General features: G+C 68.9%; 21 protein-coding genes. 4 read left to right on the top strand and 17 right to left on the bottom strand.

Annotated elements, in window-relative coordinates; genetic code table 11:
* Nucleotides 1-205: 205 nt before the first annotated feature.
* From ACFYRY_RS34925 to ACFYRY_RS34890, 8 genes are all read right to left on the bottom strand, one after another.
* Nucleotides 206-400 (bottom strand): hypothetical protein, encoded by a 195-nt coding sequence (locus tag ACFYRY_RS34925; protein WP_356771735.1) that lies wholly within the window; start codon nucleotides 398-400, stop codon nucleotides 206-208.
* 71 nt (nucleotides 401-471) lie between these two features.
* Nucleotides 472-759, bottom strand: a complete 288-nt coding sequence (locus tag ACFYRY_RS34920) for a hypothetical protein (RefSeq protein WP_389154998.1) — start codon at nucleotides 757-759, stop codon at nucleotides 472-474.
* A 154-nt stretch (nucleotides 760-913) separates the two neighbouring features.
* Nucleotides 914-1,909 carry a helix-turn-helix transcriptional regulator gene (locus ACFYRY_RS34915; RefSeq protein ID WP_389154996.1) on the bottom strand — a complete coding sequence of 332 codons (996 nt, stop codon included), beginning with the start codon at nucleotides 1,907-1,909 and terminating at the stop codon, nucleotides 914-916.
* A 15-nt stretch (nucleotides 1,910-1,924) separates the two neighbouring features.
* The gene (locus ACFYRY_RS34910; protein WP_389154993.1) at nucleotides 1,925-2,878 is read right to left on the bottom strand and encodes a helix-turn-helix transcriptional regulator; all 954 of its coding nucleotides are present in this window, start codon (nucleotides 2,876-2,878) and stop codon (nucleotides 1,925-1,927) included.
* Nucleotides 2,879-3,006: 128 nt separating this feature from the next.
* On the bottom strand, nucleotides 3,007-3,378 hold the full coding sequence (locus ACFYRY_RS34905; protein ID WP_389154990.1) for an FKBP-type peptidyl-prolyl cis-trans isomerase: 372 nt from the start codon (nucleotides 3,376-3,378) through the stop codon (nucleotides 3,007-3,009).
* A 107-nt stretch (nucleotides 3,379-3,485) separates the two neighbouring features.
* On the bottom strand, nucleotides 3,486-4,490 hold the full coding sequence (locus tag ACFYRY_RS34900) for an FKBP-type peptidyl-prolyl cis-trans isomerase (RefSeq protein WP_389154987.1): 1,005 nt from the start codon (nucleotides 4,488-4,490) through the stop codon (nucleotides 3,486-3,488).
* 128 nt (nucleotides 4,491-4,618) lie between these two features.
* Nucleotides 4,619-5,980 (bottom strand): Pup--protein ligase, encoded by a 1,362-nt coding sequence (pafA, locus tag ACFYRY_RS34895; RefSeq protein ID WP_356771723.1) that lies wholly within the window; start codon nucleotides 5,978-5,980, stop codon nucleotides 4,619-4,621.
* Between the two features lie 9 nt (nucleotides 5,981-5,989).
* Nucleotides 5,990-7,249: an MFS transporter gene (locus ACFYRY_RS34890; protein WP_389154983.1), complete on the bottom strand. Its 1,260-nt coding sequence runs from the start codon at nucleotides 7,247-7,249 to the stop codon at nucleotides 5,990-5,992.
* 74 nt (nucleotides 7,250-7,323) lie between these two features.
* Here ACFYRY_RS34890 and ACFYRY_RS34885 point away from each other — a divergent pair, with 74 nt between their 5' ends.
* Entirely contained in the window at nucleotides 7,324-8,379 is a 1,056-nt protein-coding gene (locus tag ACFYRY_RS34885; protein WP_389154980.1) for a LacI family DNA-binding transcriptional regulator, read from the top strand.
* 72 nt (nucleotides 8,380-8,451) lie between these two features.
* On the opposite strand, the gene prcA is transcribed toward ACFYRY_RS34885, so the two are convergent.
* The 6 genes from prcA to arc all read right to left on the bottom strand — a co-directional run bounded on the left by prcA (nucleotide 8,452) and on the right by arc (nucleotide 14,600).
* Nucleotides 8,452-9,189, bottom strand: a complete 738-nt coding sequence (prcA, locus tag ACFYRY_RS34880; protein ID WP_356771717.1) for a proteasome subunit alpha — start codon at nucleotides 9,187-9,189, stop codon at nucleotides 8,452-8,454.
* A gap of 63 nt (nucleotides 9,190-9,252) precedes the next feature.
* Nucleotides 9,253-10,098, bottom strand: coding sequence for a proteasome subunit beta (prcB, locus tag ACFYRY_RS34875; RefSeq protein ID WP_389154977.1), 846 nt, complete (start codon nucleotides 10,096-10,098; stop codon nucleotides 9,253-9,255).
* Nucleotides 10,050-10,655 (bottom strand): endonuclease VII domain-containing protein, encoded by a 606-nt coding sequence (locus ACFYRY_RS34870; RefSeq protein WP_389154974.1) that lies wholly within the window; start codon nucleotides 10,653-10,655, stop codon nucleotides 10,050-10,052. Before ACFYRY_RS34870 ends, prcB begins: the two co-directional genes overlap by 49 nt.
* Nucleotides 10,656-10,705: 50 nt before the next feature.
* Entirely contained in the window at nucleotides 10,706-10,921 is a 216-nt protein-coding gene (locus ACFYRY_RS34865) for a ubiquitin-like protein Pup (protein ID WP_389154972.1), read from the bottom strand.
* Nucleotides 10,922-11,076: 155 nt separating this feature from the next.
* Nucleotides 11,077-12,588 (bottom strand): depupylase/deamidase Dop, encoded by a 1,512-nt coding sequence (dop, locus tag ACFYRY_RS34860; protein ID WP_389154969.1) that lies wholly within the window; start codon nucleotides 12,586-12,588, stop codon nucleotides 11,077-11,079.
* 245 nt (nucleotides 12,589-12,833) lie between these two features.
* Nucleotides 12,834-14,600, bottom strand: a complete 1,767-nt coding sequence (gene arc / locus ACFYRY_RS34855) for a proteasome ATPase (RefSeq protein ID WP_356771709.1) — start codon at nucleotides 14,598-14,600, stop codon at nucleotides 12,834-12,836.
* A gap of 244 nt (nucleotides 14,601-14,844) precedes the next feature.
* Between arc and ACFYRY_RS34850 the strand changes: the two genes are divergently transcribed.
* Nucleotides 14,845-15,150 carry a ferredoxin gene (locus tag ACFYRY_RS34850; RefSeq protein WP_356771707.1) on the top strand — a complete coding sequence of 102 codons (306 nt, stop codon included), beginning with the start codon at nucleotides 14,845-14,847 and terminating at the stop codon, nucleotides 15,148-15,150.
* A gap of 58 nt (nucleotides 15,151-15,208) precedes the next feature.
* On the opposite strand, the gene ACFYRY_RS34845 is transcribed toward ACFYRY_RS34850, so the two are convergent.
* The 3 genes from ACFYRY_RS34845 to ACFYRY_RS34835 form a co-directional block, all read right to left on the bottom strand.
* Entirely contained in the window at nucleotides 15,209-15,787 is a 579-nt protein-coding gene (locus ACFYRY_RS34845; RefSeq protein ID WP_389154965.1) for a hypothetical protein, read from the bottom strand.
* 210 nt (nucleotides 15,788-15,997) lie between these two features.
* Complete coding sequence (locus ACFYRY_RS34840; protein ID WP_356771703.1) at nucleotides 15,998-16,900, bottom strand: tRNA (adenine-N1)-methyltransferase; 903 nt, start codon at nucleotides 16,898-16,900, stop codon at nucleotides 15,998-16,000.
* A 48-nt stretch (nucleotides 16,901-16,948) separates the two neighbouring features.
* Nucleotides 16,949-18,547: a site-2 protease family protein gene (locus ACFYRY_RS34835; protein ID WP_389154962.1), complete on the bottom strand. Its 1,599-nt coding sequence runs from the start codon at nucleotides 18,545-18,547 to the stop codon at nucleotides 16,949-16,951.
* 174 nt (nucleotides 18,548-18,721) lie between these two features.
* On the opposite strand from ACFYRY_RS34835, the gene ACFYRY_RS34830 reads away from it, so the two are divergent.
* Both ACFYRY_RS34830 and ACFYRY_RS34825 read left to right on the top strand, forming a co-directional pair.
* Nucleotides 18,722-19,825 (top strand): RecB family exonuclease, encoded by a 1,104-nt coding sequence (locus tag ACFYRY_RS34830; protein ID WP_389154959.1) that lies wholly within the window; start codon nucleotides 18,722-18,724, stop codon nucleotides 19,823-19,825.
* 14 nt (nucleotides 19,826-19,839) lie between these two features.
* A complete protein-coding gene (locus tag ACFYRY_RS34825; RefSeq protein WP_030606450.1) occupies nucleotides 19,840-20,511 on the top strand; it encodes a response regulator transcription factor in 672 nt (223 codons plus the stop codon).
* Nucleotides 20,512-20,590 lie beyond the last annotated feature (79 nt).

Here is a 20,590-nt window from a genome sequence, read left to right as displayed (position 1 = left end):
ACAGGAAGTTCTTGTGTTCGCTTGGTCGGACAGAGATCCGACCAGTTGGCTTTGGGGCGATCGTAACCCGCAGGAGTAAACGTCAGGCAATGTCTGTGCGTACTCCATTTTCGGCCCGCGCCTCGTCCTCAGGCCGTGTCAATGAGCGTACCTGTCTCGGGTGAGAAGGTGACAAGGCGAACCACAATTCCGCAGGACCCGCAACTCACAGGGCGTCCACGGAGCGGGCCGCGCTCACGGTCGCCCGCTCCAGGTCCTCGGCGGCGCGGTTGATACGCCGGGCGGAGTCCGTGACCTGCCTGCCCAGACGCTGCGCCTCCAGAAACACCCGGACCGCGAACACCCCGAGAACCGCCAGACCCAGAAAACCCACCGCTACCGCGAACATCGGCCAGAACATGAGCCGAGCCTAGACGGTCCGGCTCGGCGGCCCGCGCCGAAGGGTGCGCACCGGTCGGCGCCTCAGGGGGCCTACGAGGATTGCAGCCGCAGCGTGCTGACCCCTCCGCCGGTGAGGAGTTCCACGATCCGCTCGCCTGCGGGCTTGCGGACCGAGGCGCCGCACTCCGGGCAGGTGAAGGAGTAGAAGGTGGTGCGGCTGCTGGCGCCGATCGCGAGACGCAGGGCGCTCGCGGCGAGCTCGAAGCGGCCCCGGCAGTCCGGGCAGCCGGCCTTGAACGTCACCGGCGTCACGCTTCGCATCCCGGCGAACGCGGACGCCACCGTCATGTCCGCACCGGACGTCGACGACTCACTCAAAGCCCCTGCTCCTCTTCCTGTGGGCGTTCGTCCGCCGCCGGGGCGCCACCGCCGGCGGCGGGAGGGAGACCGTGCTCAGCCCCCGGGTCACCGAGCGGTCTCCCGCCACGGCCGGCACACCCCCGCGGCTCACTTCCGTCTGTCGTACTGCCCGTCACGCATGCGCCTCGACCCCGTCGTACCCCGCCAGCGCCCCGCGGGCCGCCTCGCGGGCGCTGTCTGCGAGGTCCCGCGGCGACACGATCCGGCCATCACGCCCGAGACGCAGCGCCAGCCGTCGGAGGGACGCCGGATCCGGGGTCCGCAAGGTGATACGCAGCCCACCGTCCGCAAGCTCATCCGCACTGTCGTGCGGGTAGTACTCGGCGACCCAGCGACCACCCGGGCCGACCTCGACGACGACCTCCGGGTCCTCCGCGGCGGGCTGCACCAGCGCCTCGGACAGGTCCCGCAGTTCGATCTCGGGCGGCGCGGACGGCTCGTCGAGGATCTTGATCTCGGCGACCCGGTCCAGCCGGAAGGTGCGACGCGCCTCGGAACGCCGGCACCAGGCCTCCACGTAGGTGTGCCCCACACTGACCAGCCGGATCGGGTCGATCTCGCGCTCGGTTACCTCGTCACGGGCGGGCGAGTAGTAGCGGATCCACAGGCGGCGCCGCTCGGAGATCGCCCGGTCGACGTCCGCGAAGACCCCGCCCTCGGACTCGAAGGTGACAGACAACCGGGCACTGGCCCCCGCCTGCTCACCGGCCGCGGCCTCCACCTTGGCGGTGGCCCGCAGCAGCGCCTGCCGGTCGCTCTCCCGCAGGCCCGGCAGCGTGGACACCGCGCGGGCCGCGACCAGCAGCGCGGTCGCCTCGTCGGCGGCGAGCCGCAGCGGCTCGGCGGCCTCCGCCCCGAGGGCGGCGGGGTTGTGCCACCAGATCCGCTCCCCGTCGGTGTCGATGTCGAGCAGGTCGCCGCCCCGGAAGCTGGTGCCGCACATGGGCAGCACATCGAGGTCGGAGACCAGTTCGTCCTCGGTGATCCCGAAGGCACGGGCCACATCCTCGACCCGGGCCCCGGGCCGCTCCCTCAGGTACGTCACCAGGGACAGCATCCGCCGGGTCTGGTCGATGGCGTTGCCCGGCCTGGCCGGTTTTCCCACCACTTTCTTACGTCCCCCTCAGCCCTTGGCCACGGCACGCAGCCGGTCCACCACGTCGGCCCGCAGCTCGGCGGGCTCCAGGACCACCACGTCCGGCCCGAACTCCACCAGCCAGGCGTCCAGGCCATGACCGTACGGGATCTCCAACTCGTCCCAGCCGTCCCCCAGTTCCCGCACGGAGGTGGCCCTCGCCCGCAACGGGTACCCGGCGCCGGTACGCAGCCGGATCAACGCGGAACGTTCGGCGTTCTCACCGGCCCAGCTCGCGACGGTCTCCCGCACGGTGACCACGTCCGGCACCGGCACGGTGAAGTTCGTACCGCGCGAACGCACCCGGCCGGTGATCCGGGACAGCCTGAAGACCCGCTCGGCCCCCCGGTCACGGTCGAATCCAGCCAGGTACCAGTGGCCGCGCCAGCACTCCAGCGCCCACGGTTCGACATGGCGGGGTTCGGGATGGGCGGCGTTCGCCTTGCGGTAGTCGAACACGACCGGGCGCCGGTCACGGCAGGCGAGCATCAGCGGTTCGAACGCGGCCTCGTGCACCGGGATCCGGGGCTCCAGCGCGCTGTGCGCCTCATAGGGATCGACGTCCTCCGGAAGGCCCGCCGCGCGCAGCTTCTGCAGGGCACCGCTGGCCGCGCCGGCCAGCCGGGCCTGCTGCCACACCTTGGCGGCCAGGCCCAGGGCCGCTGCCTCCTCGGCGTCGAGAGTGATCGGCGGGAGGCGGTTGCTGTCACGACGGGCCAGGTAGCCGACCTCGCCGTCGAGGTTCTCGACCGTTTCGATGACCAGGCCGAGTTCGCGCAGATCGTCCTTGTCGCGCTCGAACATCCGGTTGAAGGAGTCGTCGGACCCCGCTTCGAGGTAGGCCTCGATGGACTCCCGCAGCTCGCGCTTGGTGAGCGGCCGCCGGGTCCCGAGCAGACACAGCGCGAGGTTCATCAGCCGCTCGGCCTTGGCAATGGCCATCGACGCCCTTCGCCTCCCTGAGGTGCTTACGGACGATGACCGTACCGCCCCGCAGTGGCACGGCAAAGCCGAGGGCCCATGCCCGGGCAGGCATGGGCCCCAGGTGGTCGAGACCGGTCCTGCGACGATCAGACCCCGAGGAGGTCGACCACGAAGATCAGCGTCTCGCCCGGCTTGATCGCCGGGGTCGGGCTCTGGTTGCCGTAGGCGAGGTGCGCCGGAACGGTCAGCTGACGGCGACCGCCGACCTTCATGCCCTGCACGCCCTGGTCCCAGCCCTTGATGACCCGTCCGCCGCCCAGCGGGAAACGGAACGGCGCGCCACGGTTCCAGCTGGCGTCGAACTCCTCGCCGGTGCTGAAGGCGACACCCACGTAGTGGACGGTGACGGTCTGGCCCGCCTGCGCCACCGCGCCGTCGCCCTCCCAGATGTCCTTGATCTCCAGGTCCGCCGGGGGCTCGCCGCCCGGGAAGTCGACCTCGGGCTTGTCGATGCTCACGTCTCTAGCTCCTGCTTGTGTACGGAAAGGCAACAGACACAGTCTTGCATCTCGGCACGGTTACGGCCCCGCCAGGATGCACGGTCACGGCCAGGCCAGGACGCCGACTACATCTTGGCCAGGATGTCGACCGAGAAGACCAGCGTGGAGTCCTTCTTGATGCCGCTGCCGGCCGGCGGGCTGTCGGCGTACCCCAGCTTCGGCGGGATGACGATCAGGACGCGGCTGCCGACCTTCTTGCCGGTCAGACCCTGCGCCCACCCCTTGACGACCTGCTGGAGCGAGAACGACGTCAGCTTGCCGCTGCTGTACGTCGAGTCGAACTCCTTGCCGGTGTCCCAGATCACGCCCTTGTACTGCACCAGCACGGTGCTGTCCGCCTTGAGCTCCTCGCCGTCGCCCTCGATGACGTAGTTCGCCACCAGCTTCGTCGGCGCGCCGGCCTTCGGAATGTCGATGGAGGGCGCCTTGCCGTCGGTGTTCGTCCCCACCTTCGGCAGGTCCGCGTCGTCCTGCGCCACGTCCTTGCCCTTGGCCGAGCTCTTGGCGGTGAACGTGTCCTCGATGTCGAACACGAACAGCAGCGTGTCGGTGCCCTTGACACCCACCTGCGGGTTGCCCGCCTTGCCGAACCCCCAGGTCGGGGGCACCGAGAACTCCACTCGGCTGCCGGCCTTCTTGCCCGTCAGCGCGTACCGCCAGCCCTCCATGGTGCTGCCCTGGGCGATCTGGGTCAGCAACGGCGCCTTACGGTCGTAGGAGTTGTCCAGGACCTTCGCGTTGTCCCACAGCTGCCCCAGGTAGTTCGCCAGGATGAAGTCGCCCTCCGCGACGACCTTCCCACCACCCGCGATGACCGTCTTCACGGCCAACTGCTTCGACGGGTCACCGCTGCCCTTGGCGACAGTCGGCTTCTCACCGAACTTGGTGCCCGCGGTGATCGCCGGAAGCGGCCCGTCGACGATCTTCGGCGGCGGCGCGGCCGAGGCCGACTCCGACGCCGCAGGCGACGCGCTGTCTCCCGCCTTGCTCGTGTCGGACTCGTCGTCGCCGCATCCGGCGAGCGTGACCAGTCCAGTGGGTACGGCGATGAGCAGCGAGCGTCGGCGCACAGCGAGAGCCTCATAATCGGTCGATCTTGTGGATGGAGTGCGCGCAACTCTACGGCGTGAGAAGGGCGCCGTACGGGAAACGTACGGCGCCCGTGTTGCGTTCCGCGTGCTCCTCCGAAACGCGCTGCTCACATTCCGGCGATGAGCTTCTCCACCCTGTCGTCCACCGAACGGAACGGGTCCTTGCACAAGACAGTGCGTTGTGCCTGGTCATTGAGCTTGAGGTGAACCCAGTCGACCGTGAAGTCACGGCGCTGTTCCTGCGCCCGCCGGATGAAGTCACCGCGCAGCCGCGCCCGAGTGGTCTGCGGCGGAACCGACTTGCCCTCGAAGATCTTCAAGTCGTTGCAGATCCTGGCGGCTTGGCCCTTTTTCTCCAACAGGTAGTACAGCCCACGACGACGATGAATGTCGTGATATGCGAGGTCTATCTGCGCGACCCGCGGGTGGGACATGGTCATGTTGTGCTTGGCCCGGTACCGCTCGATGAGCTTGTACTTCATGACCCAGTCGATCTCGGTGCCGATCCGGTCGAGGTCCTCGGCCTCGATCGCGTCCAGCGTGCGGCCCCACAGCTCCAGGACCTGCTCGACGGTGCCCGTGCGAATGCCGCGGCGCTCACAGAAGTCCACGGCCTTCTCGTAGTACTCGCGCTGCACGTCCAGCGCGGAGGCCTCCCGGCCGCTCGCCAGACGCACCTTGCGCCGCCCGGTGATGTCGTGGCTGACCTCGCGGATCGCCCGGATCGGGTTCTCCAGGGTCAGGTCCCGCATCACGGTACCCGCCTCGATCATGCGCAGCACCAGGTCGGTGGCGCCGACCTTGAGCAGCATCGTCGTCTCGGACATGTTGGAGTCGCCCACGATGACATGCAGACGGCGATAACGCTCGGCGTCCGCGTGCGGCTCGTCGCGGGTGTTGATGATCGGCCGGGAACGGGTCGTCGCCGAGGAGACACCCTCCCAGATGTGCTCGGCCCGCTGACTGACGCAGTAGACCGCGCCACGCGGGGTCTGCAGCACCTTGCCCGCCCCGCACAGAAGCTGACGGGTGACGAGGAACGGAATGAGAATGTCCGCGAGCCGGGAGAACTCGCCGTGCCGCGCCACCAGATAGTTCTCGTGGCATCCGTACGAGTTGCCCGCCGAGTCTGTGTTGTTCTTGAAGAGGTAGACGTCGCCCGCGATTCCCTCCTCGTGCAGGCGTCGTTCGGCGTCCACCAGGAGTCCTTCGAGAATGCGCTCGCCCGCTTTGTCGTGCGTGACCAGTTCGGTCACGTTGTCACATTCCGGTGTTGCGTATTCCGGATGTGACCCGACATCGAGATAGAGGCGAGCGCCGTTTCGCAGAAAGACATTGCTGCTACGGCCCCATGACACGACACGGCGGAAGAGGTACCGCGCCACCTCGTCGGGAGACAGGCGGCGCTGTCCCCTGAACGTACACGTGACGCCGTACTCGTTCTCCAGCCCGAAAATGCGGCGGTCCATGAGTGAACATTACGCCCGATCCCCCGAGCTGAAACGGGGTTCGGCAGCACGGTTTGGATCATTTTCCGATGAAGACGCAACCACCGCACCCGCGCCGACACCTGCGAGTACCCTCCCGGTGGCCAGCAGAACCGCCAACGACACCGCCCCCGCCGCGCCCGGCACCGCGAAACCCCACAGCGCCCCACCCGCCTCGACCACCGGCCCCGCCAGCCCCGTCCCCACGGACGTACCCACGGTGAACGTCGTCACAAGCCAGGAGAACGCCTCGGTGACCGTCCCGCGCGGAGCGTGCCGGTCGACCAGCACGAAAGCGCACGCGAGGACCGGCGCCAGGAAGACACCGGCGAGAACCGTCAACAGCGTCATCGCCACCGCACCCGGCATCAGCGTCAACGGCAGGTAACACACCGCCAGCAACGCCACCAGGACCTGCAGTCGCCGCGCCGGCTCACCCGTCCACTGCCGCGCCCCGTAGAACAGACCGCCGATCAGCGCCCCCAGCCCGATGCCCGCCATCATCCAGCCGTACACCGCGTCACCACCGTGCTCGTCCGCGTACGACACCGCCGCCACCGTGATGGAGCCGAGCGCGATACCGACGAACACGAACGCGCCGAGCAGGGCGAGCAGACCGTTCGAACGCAGCGCACCGAGCCAGTGCGCCTCGCGCGGCGCCGAACGCCACGCACGCGAGGGCGGCGACACCACCACGGACAGCGCACCCAGCACGCCCACGACGTTCAGGGCGAGCAGCGCCGCCATCTCCGACCACAGCGACACGCACAACGTGACCAGCAGCGGCCCGACGGTGAACATCACCTCCTGCGCTATGGCGTCCATGGCGTACGCCGTGTGCACCTCGTCCTCCTCGCCGAGGACGGAGGGCCACAGCGCCCGCAGACCGCCCTCCAGCGGCGGCGCGAGGAGCCCGGCGGCGGCCACCGCGACATAGGCCCGCGGCAGCGGTTCGACACCCGTGAACGCGAAGACGGCCATCGCGAGCCCCGACAGGACCGCCGCCGAGAGCTGGACACGCGGCTGGCCGTACAGGTCCACCAGCCGCCCCAGCACCGGCTGCCCCACCGCGTTGGCCACCCCGTACCCGGCCACCAGCCCACCGGCCAGGGTGTACGACCCGCCCTCCGCACGCACGAACAGCATGATCGCGATCGCGGCGGTGGCGTTCGGCAACCGCCCCACCAGCGTCCCGACCAGCAACCGGACGGCATGCCTCGCCCTGAGAATGTCCAGGTATCCCGCGGCCACGTCCCACCCCTCGATCGCCCGGTGCGCCGACGGCGCATGAGGTTTTACGTATAACTTCCGCCGTCATACGTACCATGTGCGCTGTTCACCCGTCCACACGAAAGCGCAGGCAACCGGTGGCCCCAGGCACCCGCCCCACCAGCCGAGACGTCGCCCACGCCGCCGGCGTGTCCCAGGCCGCGGTCTCCCTGGTCCTCGGCGACAAATGGCGCGGACGGGTCTCGGAACCCACGGCCGAGCGGGTCCGGGAAGCCGCCCGTGAGCTCGGCTACCGGCCGAACCTGGCCGCCCGCAACCTCCGCCTCGGCCACACCCGCACCGTCCTGCTCGTCGTCCCGGCCCTGACGACGGAGTTCTTCGCCGGTGTCTACACGGGCGCCGCCCGCATCGCCGCCGAACACGGCTTCGGCGTGGTCCTCTACCCCTCCCCCGAAGGTGTCGGCCCCGCCCGCGACCCCTTCGCCTCCGCCCAGGCCGCCCTCGACGGCATCATCGCCTCCTCCATGGCCGCCGACGCCCTCACCGCCATCCGCGGCGACCAACTCCCCCTCGTGATGCTCGACAGCGACCCCTCCGGAAGCCTCGGCGCCGCCACCGTCAACCTCGACATCACCGACGGCGTACGACAGGTCACCGAACACCTCCTGGACCTGGGCCACCGCAACTTCCTCCACCTCGCGGCGGACGTACCCTCCTGGACCTTCGACATCCGCGCCCGCGAACTCACCGCCCGCACCGCCACCGTCCCCGGCACCACCGTCCGCACGGTCCACGCGCCCCTCACCATCGAAGCCGCCACGACCGCCACCCAGACCGCACTGTCCGCCCCCGGCCCCCGACCCACCGCCCTGGTCTGTGACGACGACAAACTCGCCGCCGGCGCCTACAAGGCCCTGCGCCGACTCGGCCTGCGCATCCCCGACGACATCTCCGTCACCGGCCTCGACGACCTCGCCCTCGCCACCGCCATCGACCCCGAGCTGACGACCGTACGCCTCGACTCCGAACGGTTCGGCGAACACGGGATGCGAGCCCTCCTGGCGGTCCTGGAAGGCCGTACACCGGACGCCGGGGACATTCCCGTGGAACTCATCGTCCGGGGCTCCACAGCACCCCCCAGAGCCTCCTGAAACGCCCTGTGCCCCGGCCGAGAGATCGACCGGGGCACACAGCACGTCGTTTCGAAGATGAGGCGCGTGACGTCACTCCTCCTCGGAGCTCTCCGCCTCCGTGGTCGCCCCGCCCGCCTCCAGCAGCCGACCGAGCTGACGGCCGACGATCCGCTTGAACTTGCGCTTCTGCGGCCGCGTACGGTCCAGCACCGCGACCTCCAGACGCTCCGCGGGAATCTCCCGCTCACTGCCGTTCGTGTCACGGGACAACGCCTGCACCGCGAGCTCGAGCGCCCCCGCCAGACTCATACCGTCCTGATGACGCTGATCCAGATAACCGCTGATCTGCTCGGCATTGCCACCCACCGCGACCGAACCGTGCTCATCCACGATCGAACCGTCATGCGGCAACCGATAGATCTGGTCACCCTCCGGCGTCTCACCGACCTCGGCGACCACCAACTCCACCTCGTACGGCTTCTCCGCCGCACTGGAGAAGATCGTGCCCAGCGTCTGCGCATAGACATTCGCCAGACCACGAGCGGTCACATCATCCCGGTCATAGGTGTAACCACGCAGATCCGCGTACCGCACACCACCGATCCGCAGATTCTCGTACTCGTTGTACTTGCCGGCGGCCGCGAAACCGATCCGGTCATAGATCTCACTGAACTTGTGCAGCGCACGGGACGGATTCTCGCCGACGAACACAATGCCGTCGGCATACTGCAGCACAACGAGGCTGCGACCACGAGCGATGCCCTTACGGGCGTACTCCGCCCGGTCGGCCATCGCCTGCTGGGGGGAGACATAGAACGGCGTCGACACCGGTTATCCGTCCCTTTCATTCGAAGTCACTGGACCACCTGGCAAGAAAACCCGACCCGCCGACTACAGAAGCGCGGCCCGCGGCCCATCGGGCTGCTCCAGCCGCCGCTGCAGGACCGAACGGGCGATCTCGGAGGACTCGTCCTCAGTGAGCCGACGGAAACCGTCCTCGGTGATCACAGTGACGATCGGATAGATCCGGCGAGCGACATCGGGACCACCGGTCGCCGAGTCGTCATCTGCCGCGTCATACAGCGCCTGCACCACAAGAGTCGTGGCCTCGTCCTCGCTCAGGTCGTCACGGTAGAGCTTCTTCATCGCACCCCGCGCGAAGATCGACCCCGAACCGGTCGCCGCGAAGTTGTGCTCCTCCGAACGACCACCGGTCACGTCATAGGAGAAGATCCGCCCCTTCGCCCGGTCCACGTCGAACCCGGCGAACAACGGAACCACCGCAAGACCCTGCATCGCCATGCCCAGGTTGGAACGGATCATGGTCGACAGCCGGTTCGCCTTGCCCTCCAGGGACAGCTGCGCCCCCTCGACCTTCTCGAAGTGCTCCAGCTCCAGCTGGAACAGCTTCACCATCTCGACGGCCAGACCCGCGGTACCGGCGATACCGACCGCCGAGTACTCATCGGCCGGGAACACCTTCTCGATGTCGCGCTGCGCGATGACATTGCCCATCGTGGCGCGACGGTCACCGGCGAGCACGACACCACCCGGGAACGTCACACCCACGATCGTGGTGCCGTGCGGCGCCTCGATCACACCCTGGGTGGGCGGCAGCTGCCGATTGCCGGGCAGGATCTCCGGCTGGTGCTCCGACAGGAAGTCCATGAAGGAGGACGACCCAGGCGTCAGGAAGGCAGCTGGTAGACGCCCGGTGCTACGAGTGTTGGCTTCCACGCGTTTCCTTCCAGGTAATCGGCAGCTCGGTTCATCGCGTCGGGGTCGTCCCTCAACAGGCCGAGGCCGGAATTGCAGTTGAAGCACAGTACGACTCGGACCCTACCCGTCTGGTGGCAGTGATCCACATGCGTCGCAGGAGCGGATAGACAGATACAGCAAACGCCACCTTGGGCAGCGACCAACTCGTCACGCTCAGCCTCGGTGAGACCGTACTTCCGCTTCAGGTGGTCCTGCCGCAGCAAAACCGCACGGCACGCCTTGCAGCGGGTCGCCAAGCCGTCGGGTGCGCTGCGCTTGCGATGCCACTCGCTGTGCGGCTTCGCCTCGCCACAACCCCGGCACAGCTTGTACCCCTCCGGAACGTCCACCTTCGCGCGAACCGTCTTTCCCATGGCCTCCCGACGGCGCCGGTAGCGCGCGGCGCCGTACTCCGCCACGCACTCCCGGCAGTCCACCTGGAGGCCGTCACACCGATTCTTGTCCCGCGCGAAGGCGGCAAGAGGCAGGTCCCGCCTGCATTTCCTGCATTGCTTGGCGTCCGGTTCACCAGCCACCCTTACCCCCCGCAACCTTCAATTCGAAGGTAAAAGTGACCCGGCGCCCTTTACTCGCCACCTTTCTGCACGAAGCTGCGCACGAAATCCTCGGCGTTTTCCTCGAGCACATCATCGATTTCGTCCAGCACCGAGTCGACGTCGTCGCTCAGCTTCTCCTGGCGTTCCTTGAGGTCTTCGGATGACTGCGCCTCGGGCGCCTCCTCGACCTCCTCGGTGTTGCGCGTCGCCTTCTGCTGTCCGCCGCCGGTGTCCTTGGTCGCCATAACCCTCACCCCGCTCGGTTCGACGTTCTTGATCAGACCCTACAAGCAGGGTCCGACATTGGCCCCGCTGTTCCGTCAACGTCCGGGGACCACCTCGATGATTCCCGGACACGGACCTTTCCACCCTGTGGGCCGTGCCGGCCCCGAGTACCCCCTCAGCCGCCGGACAGCACCCTGACCAGGTCTTCCGCCGTGCGACAGCGGTCAAGCAGCTCCTTGACGTGATTACGCGTTCCGCGAAGCGGTTCCAGGGTTGGGACCCGCTGGAGCGAGTCCCGTCCCGGCAGGTCGAAGATGACCGAGTCCCAGGAGGCCGCCGCCACGTCGTCCGCGTACTGCTCCAGGCAGCGACCGCGGAAGTACGCGCGGGTGTCCTCAGGCGGCTTCGTGCGGGCCCGCTCGACCTCGTTGTCGTCCAGCAGCCGCTTGATCCGGCCGCGGGCCGCCAGCCGGTTGTAGAGCCCCTTGTCGGGGCGTACGTCGGCGTACTGGAGGTCGACCAGGTGCAGCCGGGCGGCGTCCCAGTCGAGGTCGTCCCGGCGCCGGTAGCCCTCCATGAGCTCCCGCTTGGCGACCCAGTCCAGTTCGCCGGCCAGGCTCATCGGGTCGTTCTCCAGACGGTTGAGGGTGTCCTCCCAGCGGGACAGGACGTCCTTGGTCTGGTCGTCGGCGTCCGCGCCGAACCGGTCCTCCACGTACTTGCGCGACAGCTCGTAGTACTCCATCTGCAACTGGACCGCGGTGAGTGTCCGGCCGCTGCGGAGGGTGACCAGGCGCTGGAGGCTCGGGTCGTGGGAGACCTGGTGGAGGGTGCGAACGGGCTGGTCCACGGCCAGGTCGACGGCGATGAAGCCGTCCTCGATCATGGACAGGACGAGCGCTGTGGTGCCGAGTTTCAGGTAGGTCGAGATCTCCGAGAGGTTCGCGTCGCCGATGATCACGTGCAGGCGGCGGTGCTTCTCGGCATCGGCGTGCGGTTCGTCCCGGGTGTTGATGATGGGGCGCTTGAGGGTGGTTTCGAGGCCCACCTCGACCTCGAAGTAGTCGGCGCGCTGGCTGAGCTGGAAGCCGTGCTCGTGCCCGTCCTGGCCGATGCCGACTCGGCCCGCTCCGGCGAAGACCTGGCGGGAGACGAAGAACGGCGTGAGGTGGCGCACGATGTCCGAGAAGGGGGTTTCCCGCTTCATCAGGTAGTTCTCGTGCGTGCCGTAGGAGGCGCCCTTGTTGTCGGTGTTGTTCTTGTAGAGGTGGATCGGCTGGGCGCCGGGGAGCTGGGCGGCCCGTTCCGCGGCTTCGGCCATGATGCGTTCGCCGGCCTTGTCCCAGAGGACGGCGTCCCGGGGGTTGGTGACCTCGGGCGCGCTGTATTCGGGGTGTGCGTGGTCGACGTAGAGCCGTGCGCCGTTGGTGAGGATCACGTTGGCGAGGCCGATGTCCTCGTCGGTGAGCTGGCTGGAGTCGGCGGCCTCGCGGGCGAGGTCGAAGCCTCGCGCGTCCCGTAGCGGGTTCTCCTCCTCGAAGTCCCAGCGGGCCCGTCGGGCCCGGTGCATCGCCGCCGCGTAGGCGTTGACGATCTGGGATGAGGTGAGCATGGCATTGGCGTTGGGGTGGCCGGGGACGGAGATCCCGTACTCCGTCTCGATGCCCATTACTCGCCGTACGGTCATGCGGCCCTCCTTGCCCGGCGGCGTCCTCGGTCGGGAACGCCGCTCAAGTACCGCTGGCGCTCCGGTGCGTGTGCGGTGCCCGTCCCCGCACTTCGCGACTCGGCGGTATGGAAGAGCCTAGAACGCCTCTGCGCTGGTGGGGAGATCATTTGCGTCATTGCCTTGCACGCCTCTTGTTAAGGCCGTGGCCTGGAAAACAGTCGGCTGCGGGTACCCGGTGTGGGCACCCGCAGCCGCCCTGTGTTTTACAGGTACTGACCGGTGTTTGCCACCGTGTCGATGGAGCGTCCGGTGTCTGCGCCCTGCTTTCCGGTGATCAGGGTGCGGATGTAGACGATCCGTTCGCCCTTCTTGCCGGAGATGCGGGCCCAGTCGTCCGGGTTGGTGGTGTTCGGCAGGTCCTCGTTCTCCTTGAACTCGTCCACGCAGGCCTGGAGGAGGTGGGAGACGCGGAGGCCCTTCTGGCTGTGTTCCAGGAAGTCCTTGATCGCCATTTTCTTGGCGCGGCCCACGATGTTCTCGATCATGGCGCCGGAGTTGAAGTCCTTGAAGTAGAGGACTTCCTTGTCGCCGTTGGCGTAGGTGACTTCCAGGAAGCGGTTTTCCTCGGATTCGGCGTACATGTGTTCCACGGCCGTCTGGATCATGCTTCCGACGGTGGTGGCCTTGCTGCCGCCGTGCTCTCCGAGGTCGTCGGAGTGCAGTGGGAGGCGCTCGGTGAGGTACTTGCCGAAGATGTCCTTGGCCGCTTCGGCGTCCGGACGTTCGATTTTGATCTTCACGTCGAGCCGGCCGGGCCGCAGGATGGCGGGGTCGATCATGTCCTCCCGGTTGGAGGCGCCGATCACGACCACGTTCTGCAGGCCCTCCACGCCGTCGATCTCGGCGAGCAGCTGCGGGACGATGGTGTTCTCCACGTCCGAGCTGACACCTGAGCCTCGGGTGCGGAAGAGGGATTCCATCTCGTCGAAGAAGACGATGACGGGGGTGCCCTCGCTGGCTTTCTCACGAGCACGCTGGAAGACGAGGCGGATCTGCCGCTCGGTCTCGCCGACGTACTTGTTCAGGAGTTCGGGGCCCTTGATGTTGAGGAAGAAGCTCTTGCCCTGGGCCTGGCCGGTGACCTCGGCGACCTTCTTGGCCAGCGAGTTGGCGACGGCTTTGGCGATGAGTGTCTTGCCGCATCCGGGCGGTCCGTACAGGAGGACGCCCTTGGGTGGGCGCAGTTCGTGCTCCTTGAACAGGTCCGGGTACAGGTACGGGAGCTCGACCGCGTCGCGGATGGCCTCGATCTGGCCGCCGAGGCCGCCGATCTGCTCGTAGCCGATGTCCGGTACCTCTTCGAGGACGAGTTCTTCGACCTCGCTCTTCGGTACGACCTCGTAGACGTAGCCGGAGCGGGGTTCGAGCAGCAGGGCGTCGCCGGGGCGGATGGTGATGTCCAGCAGCGGCTCGGCGAGCCGCACCACCCGTTCCTCGTCGGTGTGCCCCACTACGAGGGCGCGCTCGCCGTCCTCGAGGATCTCCTTGAGGGTGACGATGTCGCCGACGCTCTCGTATTCCATGGCCTCGACCACGTTGAGAGCTTCGTTGAGCATCACTTCCTGGCCGCGTCGGAGCTCGTCGAGTTCCACGCTAGGGCTGACGTTCACCCGCAGCTTGCGGCCGCCGGTGAAGATGTCCGCCGTGCCGTCCTCGTTCGCCGTGAGGAAGACACCGAAGCCGGCCGGTGGCTGTGCGAGCCGGTCGACCTCCTCCTTGAGGGCCACGATCTGGTCGCGGGCCTCACGGAGCGTGTTGGCGAGTCGCTCGTTCTGGGCGGACACGCCGGCCAGATTGGTCTGCAGCTCGACGATCCGCTCTTCGAGAATCCTCGTGTGTCGCGGAGAGTCGGCGAGCTTGCGTCGCAGGACGGCGATCTCCTGCTCAAGGTAGGCAATCTGCCCGGCGGGGTCTTCGGACCCTCGTCCCGGGCGGATGCCGCGGTTCATGTCGTCGTCGTGGGCTGCCACGGTCCTCACCTCCTCCAAGGGGAGCTGGACGCTTCCAGACCCTACCTGGGTGGGTGTCGATTGAAACCCCTAGATCACAAAGACGGTCGGGGTGTGTCCGATCTTCACCCTTGCGCTCTCCCTCACGCCAGGGGAATACCCACCGAACATGATTGGGAAGCCGCCGGAGGTAGGGTCGAAGTGTTCAACACCCGTCAGAGCTGGCCGGATTCCCGGCCGGATCGACGCAGAAACGGCAGGAGAGATGGACGTGCAGCAGGAGGCCGGGTCCGGCGGCGAGGGGCTGGAGGTCTGGATCGATCAGGATCTCTGTACCGGTGACGGGATCTGTGTCCAGTACGCGCCGGAGGTGTTCGAGCTGGACATCGACGGGCTCGCCTATGTCAAGGGTACGGGTGAGGAGCTGCTGCAGGACAAGGGCGCCACAACGCCCGTACCGCTGCCGCTTCTCACGGATGTCGTGGAGTCCGTGAAGGACTGTCCGGGCGAGTGCATCCATGTGCGTCGGGTTTCGGACCTGGTCGAGGTGTACGGTCCCGACGCGGAGTGACCGTACTGACACCTGTTGTGATCACTGTCTGATTTCTCACACACGCTGGTGACGTGGGTCAGACGGTGTGTGAGCCGGCGGGTGTCGAGCGGACGAACGCGCCGTCCTTCCACTGCCACTTCGCGCTGTCCTTCACGTCGGGGCAGCAACTGGGCACGTCGGCGGTGGAGTAGCCGAGGAGTGTGGCGACGACGGCGTGGTCCCGCAGGGCGAAGTCGGTCACGGTCCGGCGGTCCTTGGGGTTGACCAGGGTGGCGACCACGCGGGGCTTGCCGGTGTCCGCGGACCGGGTGAGGACGTACACGCCGTCGGGTGGGGTGCCCATGGGTGCGTCGCAGTGCACCACGGCGACGGTTTCGGGCCTGCCGTCGCCGTCGAGGTCTCCGGCGGCCTTCTTGACCACGATGGCCTTGACCGGTCCGCACTCGATCGGGAAGTGGACGTCCGCGGGGTCGGGGGCCGTGAGGGCGGTGGGCGCGGACTTCGTCCGGGGGGCGGCCGCCTGGGCGGCGGTGGCCGGGTTCGGTTGCAGGACCGAGGAGAGGGCCACCACGCCGGCGACCGCCGTCGCGGTGGCGACCCAGTGGATGGGTCGGGTGTGGGTGTGTGCCAGTTCCGGGACGGCGGATTGCTGCACTAGGAGCGTCCTCCTGGGGGCTGTGCCGGTGGGGGTGGCCTGCATGGTGCCACACGTCACAGCCAGGGGGGAACGGCGGGGTGGGGTTCGGCCGGACTGGGGCGTTACGGATTCTGGCGCCCTGTCAACACGGGTGTGGCGTGGCCCAGTTCCCGGGGTTGGCAGGGAACTGGGCCAGGGTGTTCGCGCGTTGACGCGGCGCCGGTCGCCTCAGCGGGTGGCGCCGCCGTCGGCGTTGGGGCCTGAGTAGTCCTCGCCGTAGGCGCCCTTGGCGGGGCGGCGGCGGCGCATGGGGGGTTCGACTCCGTCGGCGAGGCGGCGGGCGGTGAGCAGGAAGCCGGTGTGGCCGATCATCCGGTGGTCGGGGCGGACGGCGAGGCCCTCGACGTGCCAGTTGCGGATCATCGACTCCCAGGAGGTCGGCTCGTTGAAGCTGCCGATCTCTCGGATGGACTCGACGGTCCGGGCGAGCTGCGTGGTGGTGGCCACGTAGCAGCAGAGGATGCCGCCGGGCACGAGGGCCTTGGAGACGGCTTCGAGGCATTCCCAGGGGGCGAGCATGTCGAGGATGACGCGGTCGACGTCGGTGTCGGACAGGTTGTCCTGGAGGTCACCGACGGTGAGCTGCCAGGCGGGGTGGGGGCCGCCGAAGTAGCGTTCCACGTTCTGCCGGGCGATGTCGGCGAAGTCCTCGCGGCGCTCGTAGGAGTGCAGCATGCCCTGGTCGCCGATGGCGCGCAGCAGGAAGCTGCTGAGCGAGCCGGAGCCGACGCCGGCCTCGACGACGCGGGCGCCGGGGAAGATGTCGGCGAAGGCGAGGATCTGCCCCGCGTCCTTGGGGTAGACCACGGCGGCGCCGCGGGGCATGGACAGGACGTAGTCGGGGAGCAGGGGGCGCAGCGCGAGGTAGGCGACGTTCCCGGTGGTGCGGACAACGCTGCCCTCGGGAGCACCGATCAGTTCGTCGTGCGGGAAGGAACCCTTGTGGGTGTGGAAGTTCTTCCCGGCTTCGAGCGTGAACGTGTAGTGGCGGCCCTTGGGGTCGGTCAGCTGAACCTGGTCCCCGACCTTGAAGGGCCCGCGTCGGCGGGCGGCACCGGTCGGTTCGGACATGTGAACAGACTACCGGTCTCCGCGGGGGCCGCGGACCATGGGCGGGCGCTAGGAGGGCCTGGCCATCGCCTTCACGAAGGCGCGTTCCACGTCGGCGGCGGAGAGGACTCCGTAGATCTCGCCGGTCTCCTCGACGACGAGGTACTCGGTGGCGGGGGTGGTGCGCAGGGCGTCCAGGAGGTCTTCTCCGGCGAGTTCCGCGGAGACCCGCATGCCGTCGGTGAGGTCCTGGGCGAGGCCGCTGACGGCGACCCAGGGCCGGCGGTGTTCGGGGACGCCGACGATGGCGGCCTCGCGGACGAGGGAGAGGGGGTGTCCGTCGGTGTCGACGACGACGAGGGCGCGGGCTCCGGCGGCGTTGGCGCGGCGCAGGGCCTCCGAGAGGGGGGTGTGGGTCTCCACGGGGACGGCGCGGCGGGTGAGGGTGCGGGCGCGCAGTTCGGGCAGGTGTTCGCGCAGTCGGGCGACGCGCAGGCTGTTGCCGGCGCCGGTCCAGATGATCGCGGCGAGGATGGCGGCGAGCAGGGCGTCCATGACGGTGTCCATGCCGACGTTGTCCTCGGCGTTGGTGCCGAGTGCCCCGGACTGGGTGAGCAGGGGCAGGCCGATGAGGACGGAGACGGCGAGCAGGCGGCCGACCCAGGCGGCGGCGACGGTGCCGGTCATGGGCCTGCCGGTGATCTTCCAGACGACCGCGCGGAGCATCCGGCCGCCGTCGAGGGGCAGGCCGGGAAGCAGGTTGAAGGCGGCGACGATCAGGTTGGAGATCATCAGGCCGGCCAGCAGGACGCCGGGGACGGTGCCGGGTTCGACGGGCTGCATGGCCAGGTAGAACAAGCCGGCGAGGACGAGGGAGAGCAGGGGGCCGACGAAGGCCAGGACGAACTCGCGGCCCGGGGTCTCGGCCTCCTTCTCGATCTCGGAGACGCCGCCGAAGAACTGGAGCTGGATGCGGCGGACCGGGAGTTTGAAGCGGAGGGCCGCGACGGTGTGGGCGAGTTCGTGGACCAGGACGGAGGCGTAGAAGGCGATCGCGAAGAAGAGCGAGACCAGGTAGCGCAGGCCGCCGAGTTCGGGCAGGACGCGGTCGAGTTGTCCGCCGAACACCCAGGTGATCAGGGCGGCGACGAGGAACCAGCTGGGCGCGACGTAGACGGGTACGCCGAAGGGGCGCCCCATCAGCAGTCCGCCTCCGGGGCCACGTTCGCGGCGGGGCGGGCGGCCCTTGGTGACACCGGCGTGGGCGAGGGTGCGGTCGTCGCCGGGGTGGGTGTGGGGGTGCTCGGGGGTGCCGGGGGGTGCTTCGGGGTTCGCGTCTTCGTCGTCCGCGTTCGGGTTCTCGGTCTTGTTCGCGGCGTCCTGGGCGGCCTGGTTCCCGGTGGCCTCGGGCTCGGTGGCCTCGGGCCCGGTGACGTCGTCCTCGGTGGGCCGGTCGGTGGAGCCGTCGTGGTGCGGGGGCTGCTGCGGGGGGTCCGATCGGCGTACCACCATGGTGGGTTCGTCGGGCGGTGCCTGGCCGGTGTCGGTGCCCGGGGTGGGCTGGCCGGGGCGTGCGGGGCCGGTGGCCGGGGTCGCAGGTGCTGCGGGGTGCTGGGTCGGCTCGTCGTTGCCGGACCGCGGCTGCCCGCTCCCGCCGCTCTCGTCCACGATGTCCCCTCGTTCGAAGCGTCTCCCGCGCCTGCCGGACGGGATGGTCTCGGGTCGATGGTATGCGGCCGTCGCGATGCGTTCCGCCCGGCACCCCCTGTGTCTTCCCGGTCGTCGCGCCGGTCACGGCCGGGGCTGGGTCACTGTCAGTGGCGGGCCGTATGGTCTGTGGTCATGGAGACGAGCACGGAGGGCGTGGCGGAGACCGCCGACGGGAGTGACGCGCAGGAGGGCCCACCGGTCCCGACCGGGTCGGCGACGACCGCGAGGGTGACCGGGCCGGACGAGGACGCGGCGGCGGAGCAGGCGGCGGGTGCGGTGGCGGGGCCCGATGTGGTCGTCGCGGCGGACCCGGCTACGGCGGTGATCACGGCGACCACGGACGGGGCGACGGGGGCGGACGAGGCGGCCCCGGTCGGGCGGGCCGCTGCGGCGCCGTCCTCTCTCTCCCCGTCACGGGCCGGCGACTTCATGCAGTGCCCCCTGCTGTACCGGTTCCGGGTGATCGACCGGCTGCCCGAGAAGCCGAGCGAGGCGGCGACCCGCGGCACGCTGGTGCACGCGGTCCTGGAGCGGCTCTTCGACGCGCCGGCGGCCGAACGGACGGCGCCCCGTGCCACGTCGCTGGTCCCCGGTCAGTGGGACCGGCTGCGGGAGACCCGGCCGGAGGTCGACGAGTTGTTCGCCGACGATCCGGAGGGCGAGCGGCTGACGCGCTGGCTGGGCGAGGCGGAGCGGCTCGTGGAGCGGTGGTTCACGCTGGAGGACCCGACGCGGCTGGAACCGGTCGAGCGTGAGCTGTTCGTGGAGACGGAGCTGGAGTCGGGGCTGAGACTGCGCGGGATCATCGACCGGGTCGATGTGGCGCCCACCGGGGAGGTGCGGATCGTCGACTACAAGACGGGAAAGGCGCCCCGCCCCGAGTACGCCGAGGGCGCGCTGTTCCAGATGAAGTTCTACGCCCTGGTGGTGTGGCGGCTGAAGAACGTCGTCCCGCGTCGGCTGCAGCTGGTCTATCTGGGCAGCGGCGACGTCCTGACGTACGACCCCGTCGTCGCCGACCTGGAGCGGGTCGAGCGCAAGCTGCACGCGTTGTGGGAGGCGATCCGGCAGGCCACGGACTCCGGTGACTGGCGGCCGCGTCGGACCAAGTTGTGCGGCTGGTGCGACCACCAGGCGCATTGTCCGGAGTTCGGCGGTACTCCCCCGCCGTATCCGCTGCCCGTGAGGGTGGCCGAGTCCGAGGCTGGGGCGCAGGGCAGAATGGGCCCGGACTAGCGAAGGAGACTTACGTGGCCATCCGTGTCCTATTGGTCGACGACCAGCCCCTGCTGCGCACCGGCTTCCGGATGATCCTGGAGGCGGAGCAGGACCTCGCGGTCGTCGGCGAGGCCGGAGACGGCCTCCAGGCGCTGGACCAGGTGCGGGCGTTGCAGCCCGACGTGGTCCTGATGGACATCCGGATGCCCCGGATGGACGGTGTGGAGGCGACCCGGCAGATCACCGGGCCGGGTCGGGACGGCCCGGCCAAGGTGCTGGTGCTGACCACCTTCGACCTCGACGAGTACGTGGTGGAGGCTCTGCGGGCGGGTGCCAGTGGCTTTCTGCTGAAGGACGCCCCGGCCAACGAGCTGGTGCAGGCCATCCGTGTGGTGGCGGCCGGTGAGGCGATGCTCGCGCCGAGCATCACGCGTCGCCTGCTCGACAAGTACGCCACCCATCTGCCGTCCGGGGACGAGCCGGTTCCGGACACCCTGCACACGCTCACGGATCGTGAGGTGGAGGTGCTGAAGCTGGTGGCGCGGGGGCTGTCGAACGCCGAGATCGCGGCGGATCTGTTCGTCAGCGAGACCACCGTGAAGACGCACGTCGGCCACGTCCTCACCAAGCTGGGGCTGCGCGACCGGGTGCAGGCCGCGGTGTACGCGTACGAGAGCGGGCTGGTGCGCCCCGGCGCGCAGTAGGTGAGGTGCGGCCGCGGTCCGCGGTCCTACGACGTGGCGGGCGCCCCCTGCGAACGGGGGCGCCCGCCTCGTGTGTGCG

Source organism: Streptomyces sp. NPDC005263, from assembly GCF_042872365.1.
GTDB lineage: Bacteria > Actinomycetota > Actinomycetes > Streptomycetales > Streptomycetaceae > Streptomyces.
Note: the sequence above shows the minus strand (reverse complement) of the source record. Positions and strands in the feature narration are given on the sequence as shown.

Excerpts from the sequence above, each read along its gene's own strand:
- ACFYRY_RS34925 (WP_356771735.1), bottom strand. The coding sequence starts at position 400 with ATGTTCTGGCCGATGTTCGCGGTAGCGGTGGGTTTTCTGGGTCTGGCG.
- ACFYRY_RS34910 (WP_389154993.1), bottom strand. The coding sequence starts at position 2,878 with ATGGCCATTGCCAAGGCCGAGCGGCTGATGAACCTCGCGCTGTGTCTG.
- pafA (WP_356771723.1), bottom strand. The coding sequence starts at position 5,980 with ATGGACCGCCGCATTTTCGGGCTGGAGAACGAGTACGGCGTCACGTGT.
- ACFYRY_RS34885 (WP_389154980.1), top strand. The coding sequence starts at position 7,324 with ATGTGCGCTGTTCACCCGTCCACACGAAAGCGCAGGCAACCGGTGGCC.
- ACFYRY_RS34865 (WP_389154972.1), bottom strand. The coding sequence starts at position 10,921 with ATGGCGACCAAGGACACCGGCGGCGGACAGCAGAAGGCGACGCGCAAC.
- dop (WP_389154969.1), bottom strand. The coding sequence starts at position 12,588 with ATGACCGTACGGCGAGTAATGGGCATCGAGACGGAGTACGGGATCTCC.
- ACFYRY_RS34850 (WP_356771707.1), top strand. The coding sequence starts at position 14,845 with ATGGACGTGCAGCAGGAGGCCGGGTCCGGCGGCGAGGGGCTGGAGGTC.
- ACFYRY_RS34840 (WP_356771703.1), bottom strand. The coding sequence starts at position 16,900 with ATGTCCGAACCGACCGGTGCCGCCCGCCGACGCGGGCCCTTCAAGGTC.
- ACFYRY_RS34830 (WP_389154959.1), top strand. The coding sequence starts at position 18,722 with ATGGAGACGAGCACGGAGGGCGTGGCGGAGACCGCCGACGGGAGTGAC.